The sequence below is a fragment of the Arthrobacter sp. 210 2 genome, assembly GCF_059093025.1.
Genome location: NZ_JBNHIE010000012.1, coordinates 133,606 through 146,493, shown reverse-complemented (window position 1 = coordinate 146,493; position 12,888 = coordinate 133,606). Strand labels below are relative to the sequence as shown.

Below are 12,888 nucleotides of genomic sequence, written 5' to 3'. Positions count from 1 at the left end.
TTTCTTTTCCTTTCTCCTTGGGTTTTGTCTCTGTGAGGCTGTTTCGGTGCGGCGGAAACCCCCCCCCCCCACGGCAGGAAGGGCATCAGGACTGTGCGTCGCGGATGGCGCGGTTCACAGCGGAGATGACGGCCTTCAGGGACGACATGCTGGTGTTGGCATCGATGCCCACACCCCACAGGACCCGCTCCCCCACGGCACATTCCACGTAGGCGGCGGCCATCGCGTTGCCGCCTTCCGAGAGTGCGTGCTCGCTGTAGTCGAGCACCCGGACATCCACGCCGTCCTCCCGCAGGATGCTCAACAGCGCGGCGATGGGTCCGTTGCCGATGCCCGTCCGGCTGACCTGCGCACCGTCAACGGTGAGGGACGCGTGAAGCGTCATTCCGCCGTCGTCGTCCGTTTCGGTTTTGACGGCACCCAGGGAGTAGCGGCCCCACTGCCCGTCAGCTTTGCCGGACGGCAGGTATTCGTCCTGGAAGACCTGCCACAGCTGGGCCCCGCTGACTTCGCCGCCCACGGTGTCCGTGCGCTTCTGGATGACGCCGGAGAACTCGATCTGGGCACGGCGCGGCAGGTCCAGGCTGTGTTCGTTCTTGAGCAGGTAGGCCACACCGCCCTTGCCGGACTGGGAGTTGACCCGGATGACTGCCTCGTAGCTGCGGCCCAGGTCCTTGGGGTCCACAGGCAGGTACGGGACCTGCCAGGTGAAGTCCGCCACGTCCTTGCCGGCCGCGGCGGCGTCGCGCTCCAGGGCCTCGAAACCCTTCTTGATGGCGTCCTGGTGGGAACCGGAGAAGGCGGTGAACACCAGGTCGCCGCCGTACGGGGATCGCTCGGGGACGGGCAGCTGGTTGCAGTATTCGACGGTCCGGCGGACGTCGTCGATGTTCGAGAAGTCGATCATGGGGTCGATGCCCTGCACGAAGAGGTTCAGGCCCAGGGTGACCAGGTCCACGTTGCCGGTCCGCTCACCGTTGCCGAAGAGGCAGCCTTCGATCCTGTCGGCACCGGCCATGTAGCCGAGTTCGGCGGCAGCCACGCCCGTACCGCGGTCATTGTGCGGGTGCAGGGAGAGGATGATTCCTTCGCGCGGGTGCAGGTGCCGGCTCATCCACTCGATGGAATCGGCGTAAACATTGGGGGTGGCCATCTCAACAGTGGCGGGCAGGTTGATGATGACCTGCCGGTCGGCGGAAGCCTCAAACACGTCGGCGACGGCGTTGCACACGCGGACGGCATACTCCAGTTCCGTTCCGGTGAAGGACTCCGGGGAGTACTCGTAGGTGACGTGCGTGTCCGCGAGGGTTTCCTCGTACTTCTTGCACAGCCGCGCGCCCTGCAGGGCGATGTCCAGGATTCCGTCCTCGTCCTGGTTGAAGACGACGCGGCGCTGCAGGACGGAGGTGGAGTTGTAGAGGTGGACGATGGCCTGCTTTGCCCCGACCAGGGATTCGTAGGTCCGCTCGATCAGGTGTTCGCGGGCCTGCGTGAGGACCTGGATGGTGACGTCATCCGGGATGTGGTTGCCCTCGATGAGCTGGCGGACGAAGTCGAAGTCGGTCTGGGACGCCGACGGGAATCCGACCTCGATCTCCTTGTAGCCCATGCGGACCAGCAGATCGAACATCTTCATCTTGCGGGCCGGGCTCATGGGGTCGATCAGTGCCTGGTTGCCGTCCCGCAGGTCCACAGCACACCAGCGGGGAGCTTTGGTAATGATCTTGTCCGGCCAGGTGCGGTCCGGCAGCTCGACTTTGATCTGGTCCTGGAACGGCGTGTACCGGTGGGCAGGCATTCCTGAGGGCTTTTGTGCGTTTCGCATTACTGGGGGCCTTTTCTGGAGATCTTCATTGAAAGGGTGGCCGGGCAACACAAACTCCGCAGCGAGGGTGGGCCTTGCGCTAGATCGCGTCTGAGGCCTCGCCGCGGCAGCTAAGGAGAAGGAGCTCTGCACGCACCATTTGAGGGTAACACGCGTGCGTAAGATGAAAGGGCACTACCGTCCGTAAAGTCCACCATGCAGACCCTTCCGGTGTTCCAACCGGCCGCGGCATTCAGCAAAAAGGAGTTTCAGTGCCCATTTCGGGGATCGACCTGTCCACCATTGATCACACGGTCCGGCCGCAGGATGACCTGTACCAGCACGTAAACGGTGCATGGCTTAAGGCCACGGAAATTCCCGACGACCGGCCCCTGGAAGGCACGTTCACCGCATTGCGGGACGGTTCCGAAATCGCCGTCCGCGACATTATTGAGGAAGCAGCCGCCAAGGCTGATGCTGCCAGCGGAATCGAGCGGAAGATCGGCGGGCTGTACAACAGCTTCATGGATGAGGCTGCCGTGGAAGCCAAAGGCATGGAGCCTATCCGCCAGCGGCTCGCCGAGGTTTTCGCCACCAAGTCCACCGCTGACCTCATAGCATTGGCCGGCCGGCTGTTCCGCTCCGACGTGGGCGGTCTTTTTTATATCTACCCTGCCCCGGATGCCGGGAATCCGGACCGCGTCCTGTTGTACACGGGACAGGGCGGCCTGGGACTTCCTGACGAGTCGTACTACCGGGAAGAGAAGTTCGCCCCCATGGTCTCCGCGTACAGGGCGCATGTGCAGACCATGCTCGCGCTGGCGGACGTGGCGGATGCGGAAGGCGCGGCCGGACGGGTGGTCGGGCTCGAAACAAAGCTGGCGTCGCACCATTGGGACAACGTCACCCTCCGGGATCCGCAGAAGACCTACAACCTGAAAACGGCTGAGGAAGCATTTGCACTGTTCCCGCACCTGGCCACATGGTTCGACGCCGCCGGCATCGAACCGGACAAGCGGCAGGAAATTGTGGTGAGCACGCCGGACTTCTTTGCCGGCGCGGCGAGGCTCGTCGAGTCCGAGCCGTTGTCCACGTGGCAGGAGTGGCTGGCCATGCGGGTCATCAGCGCAGCGGCACCTTACCTGTCCTCTGCTTTCGTGGACGCGAATTTCGCGTTTTACGGCACCACCATCAGCGGGACGCCCCGGAACAAGGACCGCTGGAAGCGCGGGGTGGGCGTTGTGGAGGCAGCCCTGGGCGAAGCCGTAGGCCAGATCTACGTCGCCCGGCATTTCCCGGAGACGCACAAGGCCCGGATGCAGACGCTGGTGGCCAACCTCATCGAGGCCTACCGCCGCAGCATCACGGACGTGGGCTGGATGGGTGAGGACACCAAGGCGGAGGCCCTCCGGAAGCTGGAGGGGTTCCGGGCGAAGATCGGCTTCCCCGATGAATGGATTGACTACTCAGCGGTGGAAATTGACCCCGCCGACCTGCTGGGCAATGTGGAGCGGGCCCACAACGCCGACGTCGACCGGCACCTTGACGAGGTGGGCAAGCCGGTGGACCGCAACAAGTGGCTCATGACCCCGCAAACAGTCAACGCCTACTACCACCCGATGATGAACGAGATTGTGTTCCCGGCGGCCATCCTGCAGCCCCCGTTCTTCACGGCGGACGCCGATGACGCCGTCAATTACGGCGGCATCGGCGCCGTGATTGGCCACGAGATCGGCCACGGCTTCGACGACCAGGGCTCCCAGTTCGACGGCGGAGGCACGCTGCGGAACTGGTGGACGGAGGAGGACCGCCAGGCGTTCGAGCAGCTCACCGCGAAACTGGTGGCCCAGTTCGATGCGCTGGCACCCACCGCGGCGCCGGACCACCACGTCAACGGGCGGCTCACGCTCGGCGAGAACATCGGCGACCTGGCCGGGTTGGCAATCGCGTACAAGGCCTACCAGATCAGCCTGGACGGCCAGGAACCCGAGGTCCTGGACGGGCTCACCGGGCAGCAGCGCTTCTTTGCTTCGTGGGCCGCCGGCTGGCGCCAGGTCATCCGGCAGGAAGAGGCAATCCGCAGGCTTGCCACGGACCCCCACTCCCCCAACGAGTTCCGGACGAACGCCATCGTGAAGAACCTGGACGCCTTCCACGAGGCGTTTGAGGTCAGCGAAGAGGACGGCATGTGGATGCCGCCGGCGGAGCGGGTCAGCATCTGGTGACAGCCAGGCAGAACAACTGAATCGGGGCCCGCCTTCCGGCGGGCCCCGATGCAGTTAAGCAGCCTGGCTTTATTCAGAAACGATGAGGTACGGGTTCGCCTGCTGGCAGGTCTCGTCGCCGGCCGTCTGGTTGACGATGTTTTCCGGCAACGCGGCAGCCGCGCCGTACGTGGTGCCCGTCGTGAAATCAGTGCCCAGGTAGACCTGGACTCCTGAAACTGCGGGAAGGGCAACGGTCTGCCCGGCCGGGATCCCGAGTACCGCGGCAACGTCGGCCGCGACATCCGCGAAGCCGGAACCGTAGTAGACCACCGACTGCGCCACCGCTGTTGCCTCAAACTGGGCAGCCTGCGTGAAGCCCCCGGAGATCAGCGCCTGGACAATTTCCTGGGAACGACCGGGGACCCCGGTGCCGTTCGCCACCGCGACAGCCTGAAGTGCCTTGTCATAGGGCGGCTGGGCCGGGGCAGGTTCGGTCGGGGCGGCCGACGGCGGTGCGGTTTCGCTGGGCGCGGGCGTTGCGGGAGCGGTGGGGTCGGTCAGGTCGACGTCCTTGCGGAGTGCAGCAAAGAGCTGGGAGCCGGCCGGCTCGGCGATCTGGAGCCTGTTGGGGTCAAGGTCTGCCGGGGCGGTGGGGACGGCGACGAACGCCACCTTGCTGATGTCGATGTCCTTGAGCCGGTTGCCGATGGTCAGCAGGGTGGGAACCGAGGCCAGCCCTTCATCCACGGTCAAATTCTGGGTAACGACGTCGGCGATCTTCAGCATCTTGCCGGGATCGGCCAAGGTGCCGTCGTCCTTGATCTTCCGCGTCAGCGAGGAGAGGAAGCCCTGCTGGGCCTTGATGCGGCCCAGGTCGCCGCCGTCGGCAAATGCGTGGCGGGTGCGCAGGAACGCAAGTGCCTGCTCTCCCTGGACCATGGAGGTGCCCGCCGGCAGGCGAAGCCGGGAGTCAGGGTCATACACGGCGTCGCTGATGCAGACTTCCACGCCGCCCACGGCATTGGAGAGTTCCTTCACGGCGTTGAAGTCGGCCATCATGAAGTGGTCCACCTCCAGCCCGGTGATCCTGTTGACGGTATCCACGGCGCAGCCGATGCCGGCTTCCGTCATTGCCTCGTTGATCATGACGTCGCTGCGGGCAGGGTATTCCGTACCGGTTTCCCCGTCTTTGCACTCGGGAATGTCCACCAGGAGGTCACGCGGGAAGCTGATGACGCTGACGCGCTTGTTGTCCTCGGAGATGTCCATGAGCATCATGACGTCCGACTTGCCGTAGCCTGCGGAAAGGTCGGCTTCCCCGTACTCGGCGTTCTTCCCGTCGCGGGTGTCCGAGCCCAGGATGAGGATCTGCATCCTGCCGGTGGCGTCGCTGACCGTCTCGCTGTTTCCCCCGCCCGCGTTCAGCGGGGCCTTGGAAATATTGCCCTGCAGGCGCAGGTACCAAAACCCGGCGAACGCGATGCCTCCCACGATGGCCAGGGACAGGACGGCTGTGACAACCTTCAGCCACACGGGCATCCCCCGCAGGGAGCCAAGGTGGCGCGCTGCCCCGGCAGTGCCATCGTCCGCATGGCGGGACGCAGGTCCTGTTCCGGGTGACACGTCAGCCCTGTTGTCGCGCATGTCGCGGCCTCGCCCCACGTGGTGAACCTTCCTCTAAAATCAAAATCCGGTCCATTTTAGTGGCCCAGTCTGGGAATTGCCCGGCAGCGCTGCAGCGGCACCGGCGAAACAGGTCAGAAACCCAGTTTGACCAGCTGCTTCGGGTCGCGCTGCCAGTCCTTGGCCACCTTGACGTGGAGGTCCAGGTAGATGCGTGTACCCAGCAGGGCTTCGATCCCCTTGCGCGCGTTGGTTCCCACTTCGCGAAGCCGGCTGCCGCCCTTGCCGATGATGATGGCCTTCTGCGACGGGCGTTCCACGTACAGGTTCACGCGCACGTCCAGGAGCGGGTTGTCCTCCGACCGGTCCGGCCGGGGAACGATCTCTTCGACCACCACTGCGAGGGAGTGCGGCAGTTCGTCGCGGACGCCTTCGAGTGCCGCTTCGCGGATCAGCTCGGCAACCATGACGGCCTCGGGCTCGTCCGTCAGTTCGCCGTCGGGATACAGCGGGGGCGACGGCGGCATGTGGCTGATCAGGACATCCGCCACGGTTTCCACCTGGAAGCCATCCGTCGCGGACACGGGCACGATGTCCTTCCAGCCGTCCTCCCCCATTACTTCACGGCCAAGCGCCGCGACTGCCAGGAGCTGTTCGGTCAGGGCCTGGCGGTCCACCAGGTCCGCCTTGGTGACGATGGCGATGACAGGCTTGCGTCCCACCGCGGCCAGCTGGGCGGCGATGAATTTATCCCCCGGACCGATCTTTTCGTTGGCCGGCAGGCAGAAGCCGATGGCGTCCACCTCGGCGAGGGTGTCCGCCACGAGGTCGTTCAGGCGCTTACCCAAAAGGGTGCGCGGGCGGTGCAGCCCCGGAGTGTCCACCAGGATCAGCTGGGCGTCCTCCCGGTGCACGATGCCACGGATGGTGTGGCGGGTGGTCTGCGGCTTGGCGGACGTAATGGCCACCTTTTTCCCCACCAACGCGTTGGTCAAAGTGGATTTTCCGGCGTTGGGGCGCCCCACCAGGACTGAAAAGCCTGCGCGGAAGCCGCCGAAGTCTTCCTCTGCTGCTGCTTTATTTTTCTTGCTCACGTGGAACTCCCTGCTGGGTTGTTTCCGCCTCTTCGAGGAGGTCTTCAAGGTCAGTGTCTACTCTTGGCACCGCTGCCGCAATAATGTGGCTGACGCGGTTCCGCCGGCCTTCCAACCGGTCCGCCCGGAGCGAGACTCCGTGGACTTCCACGTGGCTTCCAACGATCGGAACCCTGCCAAGCGCCTTGGCGAGCAGGCCGCCCACGGTGTCCACTTCGTCGTCGTCGAGCTCCATGTCGAAGAGCTCGCCCAGGTCGTCGATGCTCATCCGCGCGCTGACCCGATAGGAGCCATCGCCCAGCTCCACGGCTTCCGCGCTTTCGGTGTCGTACTCGTCAACAATCTCGCCCACGATCTCTTCGATCAGGTCCTCGAGGGTGACAAGTCCGGCCGTGCCGCCGTATTCGTCGATGACGATGGCAACGTGCGTGGATTCCTTCTGCAGTTCACGCAGCAGGTCGCTCACCGGCTTGGATTCCGGCACGTACCGGACCTCCCGGGCCAGTGACTCCACCAGCGGCGGTTCCTCGTCCGGGGCCAGCTCGTGCAGGACGGCGGCAACGTCCTTAAGGTAGATGATGCCGAGGATGTGGTCGGTGTCCTCGGCGATCACGGGGATCCGGGAGTAGCCGGAGCGAAGGAACAGCGTCATGGCCTGGCGGAGGCTGGAGCCCGCTTCGATGCTGAGGATGTCCGTCCTGGGCACCATGACCGCGCGCACCAACGTGTCGCCGAAGTCGAACACGGACTGGATCATCTCAGCCTCGGTGTCCTCGATCATGTCGGATTCGCTGGCCCGCTCCACGAGTTCACGGAATTCCTGCTCGCTGAAAAACGCTTCGTCCCCGCCCGGCGCGCCGGGCGCTGCCGCGCCTCCCAACGCCACGAGCCAGCCGGGGATGGGACCCAGGACCCAGGTGAGGAAGCGGATCAAGGGGGCCGTGAAGCGGACCACGGCAGCAGAATGCAGCCTGCCCAGCTGCCGGGGTGAGACACCCACGATCACGAATCCCAGCAGGGCCATGATGCCGGTTGCTGCCAGGCCGGCAAGCCAGATGTTGTCCAGCAGGCTGTAAAGCAGGACGGCCACAGCCACCGCGGAAGCCATCTCGAACCAGATGCGCCAGAACCGAAGAGCCCGGATATGCGCCACGGGCTGGGCGAGGATCCGGCGCATGGCGATATTGCGGCTCTTGAGGAGTGCCTCCTCGGCGTCGTGGCGCGGGAGGAAATTGAAGGCGGCCTCGGCCGCGGTCAACACCGCCGCGATACCCAGGAAGACCAGGGCCATCGCGACAAGGAGCAAAGGCGTCACTGGGTGGTCTCGGCGGGTGCTTCTTTGCCGGTGAAGCCGGACAGGAGCTCCCGCTGGAGCCCGAACATCTCGGCCTTCTCCTCGGGTTCTGCATGGTCGTAGCCCAACAGGTGCAGAATGCCGTGTGTTGTCAGCAGCAGCATTTCATCCTGGAGCTGATGGCCCGCGTTCCGGGCCTGGACCACGGCCACCTGGGGGCAAATGGCAATGTCGCCAAGCATTCCCTGCGGAGTGGGCCGGTCCGGCGTCCCGGGTGTGAGCTCGTCCATGGGTACGGACAGGACATCGGTGGATCCCGGCTCATCCATCAGTTCGATGTGCAGCTTCTCCATCGCGGGCTCGTCCACGAGGAGGATCGACAGTTCTGCCTGGGGATGGATATAGAGCTGTTCGAAGATGTACCGGGACAGCGCAACGAGTTCCGCTTCGTCAACCTGGACGCCGGACTCGTTGTTCACCTCGATGCTCAAGCGTGTTCCCCCCGTTTTTCTTTGGTCGCTGAATGTTTGACGCGGCGGCGCTGGGCATCGTCCCAGATGCTGTAGGCATTGACGATGTCGCCCACCAGGCGGTGCCGGACGACGTCGGCCGCGTCCAGGACCGAAAAGTTCACGCCTTCGATGCCGGTCAGGATTTCCTCCACGATCCGCAGTCCGGACCGGGTGCCGAAGGGCAGGTCAACCTGCGTGACGTCACCGGTGACCACCATCTTCGAGCCGAAGCCGAGCCGCGTCAGGAACATCTTCATTTGCTCAGGCGTGGTGTTCTGCGCCTCGTCGAGAATGATGAAGGCGTCGTTGAGCGTGCGGCCGCGCATGTAGGCAAGGGGTGCCACCTCGATGGTGCCGGCTGCCATGAGCCGCGGAATGGATTCGGGATCCATCATGTCGTGCAGTGCGTCATAGAGCGGACGGAGGTACGGATCGATTTTGTCGCTCAGGGTTCCGGGGAGGAAGCCCAGGCGTTCCCCGGCTTCAACCGCCGGACGGGTCAGAATGATCCGGCTGACCTCTTTTTGCTGCAGCGCCTGTACTGCTTTGGCCATGGCAAGGTACGTCTTGCCGGTTCCGGCCGGCCCGATACCAAAGATCACGGTGTTGTCGTCAATGGCGTCAACGTAATTCTTCTGGTTCAGGGTTTTCGGGCGGATGGTGCGGCCGCGGCTGGAGAGGATGTCATGGGTCAGCACGTCCACGGGGTTCTGCAGGGACTGGGTGCGCAAGAGGGCCACCAGCTGCTGGAGCACCGTGGGACTGATCACCGTGCCGCGGGCAACGAGGCCGCGGACTTCATGGAGGAGCCGCATGATCCGCGGTACGTCACTGGTGGGACCGCTGATGGAGAGTTCGTTGCCGCGGACGTGGAAATTAACGTCCGGGAACTGTTCCTCGATGTACCGCAACGCCTCATCATGGCTGCCGAGTGACTGGACCATCTGATCGGAGTTGTCAAAAAGGACTACCTCGGTCCGGATGCCGGGAAGGGAATGGGGGAACTCCCCGGGCGTGCCCTCTCCGGTGGTGAGCCGGCGCTTTCCGTTAGCTGATTCAGTCATGGTGCTGGCCCGCAGGCCTGTGGTCCCCTCGAGGTCGGTTCAGTTGTTGGGCTGTTGCGCGGAGGCCGTTGCCCGTTCTCCCCGTCCAGCGATCCTTCCATCTTACGCCAGAGCGTCCCACGGCCGGATATCGGGAGGCTGCCCTGCAGGGCCAAAAGGGCCCGACGCGGCGGCGGTTGCGTCGTAAGATATCAACTTCATATCGGCCTCATATCGTTCCCGTTGCAGTTGGCCGCCAGTGCCGCTCCGCGGCTCTTGGGCCCCGCGCGTTGTGCCATGCTGGAAATCCAGCTGCAGCTGGAACACCAGGCCGCCCGGGGATCGGCCCTCCATGCAAGGAAAGGACAGGCAACAAAAGTGCCGGAAACCGCTGCGCCCAAGGGCGCCGCCCGTGCCCTGGGCCGCGCGCGCGCACTTGTGCTTGCCGGTGTCCTTGTTGCCGTCCCTGCCCTGACGGGCTGCATTGCCGAAGCGGGACCGTCACCCACCGCCACGCCGCTCACAGGTCCGGCCGCCTCGGGCACCGCACAGCCTCCGTCCACCAGCGCGCCGCTGGAAACCACCCAGTCCTCCAACAAGGCGCCGGTGTACTGGATCGGCCGCAGCGACAGCGGGGTTTTCCTTTACCGGGAATTCCGGGATGTCCCGGACCAGGAAAATCCGGTGACCCGGGCACTGCGGGCCATGATGTCCGACAAACCCCTCGACCCTGATTTTTTTACCCCCTGGCAGAACCCGAGCCAGCTCGCCACGTCGATTTCGGGCAAGGACGTCATCACTGTTGATGTGTCCGAGGATGCATTCAACAGCAATCTCGACGCCGACATGGCTGCCCGGGCCATCCAGCAGCTGGTGTATACGGCGACGGCCGCGGCTGCCAGCTCAGGACTGATCGACTCGGGCCAGCAGATCCGGGTGCGCATCCTGGTGGACGGACATACGGACTACGTGGCCTTTGACCACATCCAGCTGGGCGCCCTGATGACGCGGACCGCAGGCCTTGTTGCACCCGTCTGGATTATTGACCCCCAGGAAAACGTGGAAGTGGGCGGCGGCAGCGTCAAGATCACCGGGCGCAACACAACGGCAGGCGGCAAGCTCCGCTGGCAGATCCTCCAGTCCAGGGACAACGGCGCCAAGGAGCCGTTCCTCACGGGCGAGACCACCGCGTCTGCTGAACAGGGACAGGCCGGGGTGTTCACCCTGGCGCTCAACCTGCCGCCAGGTGACTACGAGCTGCGGGTCTCCCAGGCGGGCACTGGCGACCAGCCGGACCAGTACGAGGACACACGGGCCTTTAAGGTGCGGTAGCCTTCCAGCGGCCCAGGATGTCGCTGGCAAGGACGACGGCGGCAGGCCCGGCCGTTGATGAGCGCAGGACGTGGTGGCCCAGGAGTGCTGTCACGGCGCCCTTGTCGCAGAGTTTCGTGACTTCGCGGGGGCTGATGCCGCCTTCGGGTCCCACGATCAGGAGCACTTCCCGGGGCGCCGCTCCCCCCGCTCCATCCCATGCTTCGAGGACGTTTCGCAGTGGCCGCACGGCGTCCTCATGAAGGATGACAGCCAGGCCGGCGGCTTCGACGGCCGCGGACAGGGCGGCTGTGTCGACAGCGGGCCGGACCTCGGGAACCCAGGCCCGGCGTGCCTGCTTGGCCGCCGCAGTCACAACAGACTGCCATTTGGCGTGGGCCTTGGCGGCCCGGTCACCTTTCCAGCGCACGATGGAACGCTCGGACTGCCACGGAATGACGGCGTCGATTCCGAGCTCTGTCGCCGTTTCGATGGCCAGCTCGTCCCGGTCGCCCTTCGCAAGCGCCTGGACCAGGACCAGCCGGACATCGGGGCGGTCTTCGAAGGCCACCGACGTGCACTCGACCTCCAGAGCCGAGGAAGAAGCCGCGGTGACGCGTCCGCTCATCCGCGTGCCGGCACCGTCGACAATGTCCACAGCTTCACCGGGTGACAGCCGTTTAACCGCAACAGCGTGCCTGGCTTCGGGTCCTTCCAGGATGAACCGCGTCGCGGGCGCGACGCCGTCCAGGGACCCGGCGGGAGTGAAGAAGACGGGGTTGCTCACCGCTACAGGTTACCGAGGCGATCCCGGAGTTTGGCGAACATGCCGCCGCTGGCAGCGAGTTTGCCCTCGGTGATCTGCTCGCCGCGCATCTTGGCGAGCTGCCGCAGGAGGTCCTCCTGGGCGGCATCCAGCTTCGCGGGGGTCTCAACCTGCAGGTGCACCTTCAGGTCGCCGCGGCCGTAGCCGCGCAGGTGGGTAACGCCGAGGCCGCGGAGGGTGATGATCTCACCGGACTGCGTTCCGGGCTTGACGTCGATTTCCTGGGTCCCGTCGAAGGTCTCAAGGCTTACCTCTGTACCCAGCGCTGCGGCCGTCATGGGGATGTTCAGCGTGGCGTGCAGGTCGTCTCCGTCGCGGACGTAGGTGGCGTCATTGTTGACGCGGATTTCCACGTAAAGGTCACCGGAGGGTCCGCCGGCGGGCCCGGCCTCGCCCTGGCCGGAGAGCTGGATCCGGGTGCCGGTGGCCACGCCGGCGGGAACCTTGATGGTCAGGGACCGGCGGCTCCGGATCCGTCCCTGGCCGCTGCATTCGTTGCAGGGGTCCTTGATGACCGTGCCGAAGCCTTCGCAGCTGCCGCAGGGCGCAGCCGTCATGACCTGGCCCAGGATGGAGCGAACGGCCCGCTGGACCTGGCCGCTGCCTCCGCAGATGTCACACCGTTCGGGGTGGGTGCCGGGCCGGCAGCATGATCCCTCGCAGGTGGGGCAGGTGACCGCGGTGTCCACTTCGAGTTTCTTGTTGACGCCGAACACCGCATCGCGGAGGTCGATCCGGACACTGATGAGGGCGTCCTGTCCGCGGCGGACACGGGAGGCAGGCCCGGTGGAGCCGCCGGCGCCAAAGAACGTGTCAAAGATGTCCTGGAACGCGAAGCCCTGGCCGGCGTAGCTGCCGCCGCCGAATCCGTTGTCCGTACCGTTTTCATTGCCGGTGGTGTCATAGACGCGCCGCTTTTGGGGGTCGGAAAGGACCTCGTACGCGTGGGTTACTGCCTTGAAGCGGTCTGCGGCGTCCTCACCCGGGTTAACGTCCGGGTGCAGGGTCCGGGCCAGCTTGCGGTAGGCCTTCTTGATTTCTTCGCCGGTGGCCTCCGGTGAGACTCCAAGGACGTCATAGTGGCTGCTCAAAGTTCGTATCTCTTCCTTGTTGTACTGCCTGCATGCGGGGTGCCCTGCCCGTGGTTCCGGCTGCCTAAGCGCCGGGACCGCCG

General features: G+C 65.0%; 10 protein-coding genes. 2 read left to right on the top strand and 8 right to left on the bottom strand.

All coding sequences use genetic code 11. The features are described 5' to 3' along the window. Window positions 1–85 precede the first annotated feature (85 nt). Entirely contained in the window at window positions 86–1,825 is a 1,740-nt protein-coding gene (gene leuA, locus AC5RWA_RS19370; RefSeq protein WP_494058711.1) for a 2-isopropylmalate synthase, read from the bottom strand. Window positions 1,826–2,076: 251 nt separating this feature from the next. Here leuA and AC5RWA_RS19365 point away from each other — a divergent pair, with 251 nt between their 5' ends. Next, complete coding sequence (locus tag AC5RWA_RS19365; protein WP_494058710.1) at window positions 2,077–4,029, top strand: M13 family metallopeptidase; 1,953 nt, start codon at window positions 2,077–2,079, stop codon at window positions 4,027–4,029. A 69-nt stretch (window positions 4,030–4,098) separates the two neighbouring features. Here AC5RWA_RS19365 and AC5RWA_RS19360 read toward each other — a convergent pair whose 3' ends face one another. From AC5RWA_RS19360 to AC5RWA_RS19340, 5 genes are all read right to left on the bottom strand, one after another. Beyond that, on the bottom strand, window positions 4,099–5,655 hold the full coding sequence (locus AC5RWA_RS19360) for an LCP family protein (RefSeq protein ID WP_494058709.1): 1,557 nt from the start codon (window positions 5,653–5,655) through the stop codon (window positions 4,099–4,101). A 113-nt stretch (window positions 5,656–5,768) separates the two neighbouring features. Beyond that, window positions 5,769–6,728 carry a GTPase Era gene (era, locus tag AC5RWA_RS19355; RefSeq protein ID WP_494058708.1) on the bottom strand — a complete coding sequence of 320 codons (960 nt, stop codon included), beginning with the start codon at window positions 6,726–6,728 and terminating at the stop codon, window positions 5,769–5,771. Then, a complete protein-coding gene (locus AC5RWA_RS19350; RefSeq protein WP_494058707.1) occupies window positions 6,712–8,043 on the bottom strand; it encodes a hemolysin family protein in 1,332 nt (443 codons plus the stop codon). The genes era and AC5RWA_RS19350 overlap by 17 nt, the downstream gene beginning before the upstream one ends. Beyond that, window positions 8,040–8,513, bottom strand: a complete 474-nt coding sequence (gene ybeY, locus AC5RWA_RS19345) for an rRNA maturation RNase YbeY (protein WP_079596175.1) — start codon at window positions 8,511–8,513, stop codon at window positions 8,040–8,042. Before ybeY ends, AC5RWA_RS19350 begins: the two co-directional genes overlap by 4 nt. Then, window positions 8,510–9,598 (bottom strand): PhoH family protein, encoded by a 1,089-nt coding sequence (locus AC5RWA_RS19340; protein WP_115525770.1) that lies wholly within the window; start codon window positions 9,596–9,598, stop codon window positions 8,510–8,512. Before AC5RWA_RS19340 ends, ybeY begins: the two co-directional genes overlap by 4 nt. A gap of 396 nt (window positions 9,599–9,994) precedes the next feature. On the opposite strand from AC5RWA_RS19340, the gene AC5RWA_RS19335 reads away from it, so the two are divergent. Continuing rightward, window positions 9,995–10,909 (top strand): GerMN domain-containing protein, encoded by a 915-nt coding sequence (locus AC5RWA_RS19335; RefSeq protein WP_494058714.1) that lies wholly within the window; start codon window positions 9,995–9,997, stop codon window positions 10,907–10,909. Here AC5RWA_RS19335 and AC5RWA_RS19330 read toward each other — a convergent pair. Both AC5RWA_RS19330 and dnaJ read right to left on the bottom strand, forming a co-directional pair. Continuing rightward, window positions 10,896–11,675: a 16S rRNA (uracil(1498)-N(3))-methyltransferase gene (locus AC5RWA_RS19330; protein ID WP_494058706.1), complete on the bottom strand. Its 780-nt coding sequence runs from the start codon at window positions 11,673–11,675 to the stop codon at window positions 10,896–10,898. The genes AC5RWA_RS19335 and AC5RWA_RS19330 overlap by 14 nt on opposite strands. 2 nt (window positions 11,676–11,677) lie before the next feature. Beyond that, on the bottom strand, window positions 11,678–12,805 hold the full coding sequence (dnaJ, locus tag AC5RWA_RS19325) for a molecular chaperone DnaJ (RefSeq protein WP_079596178.1): 1,128 nt from the start codon (window positions 12,803–12,805) through the stop codon (window positions 11,678–11,680). Window positions 12,806–12,888 lie beyond the last annotated feature (83 nt).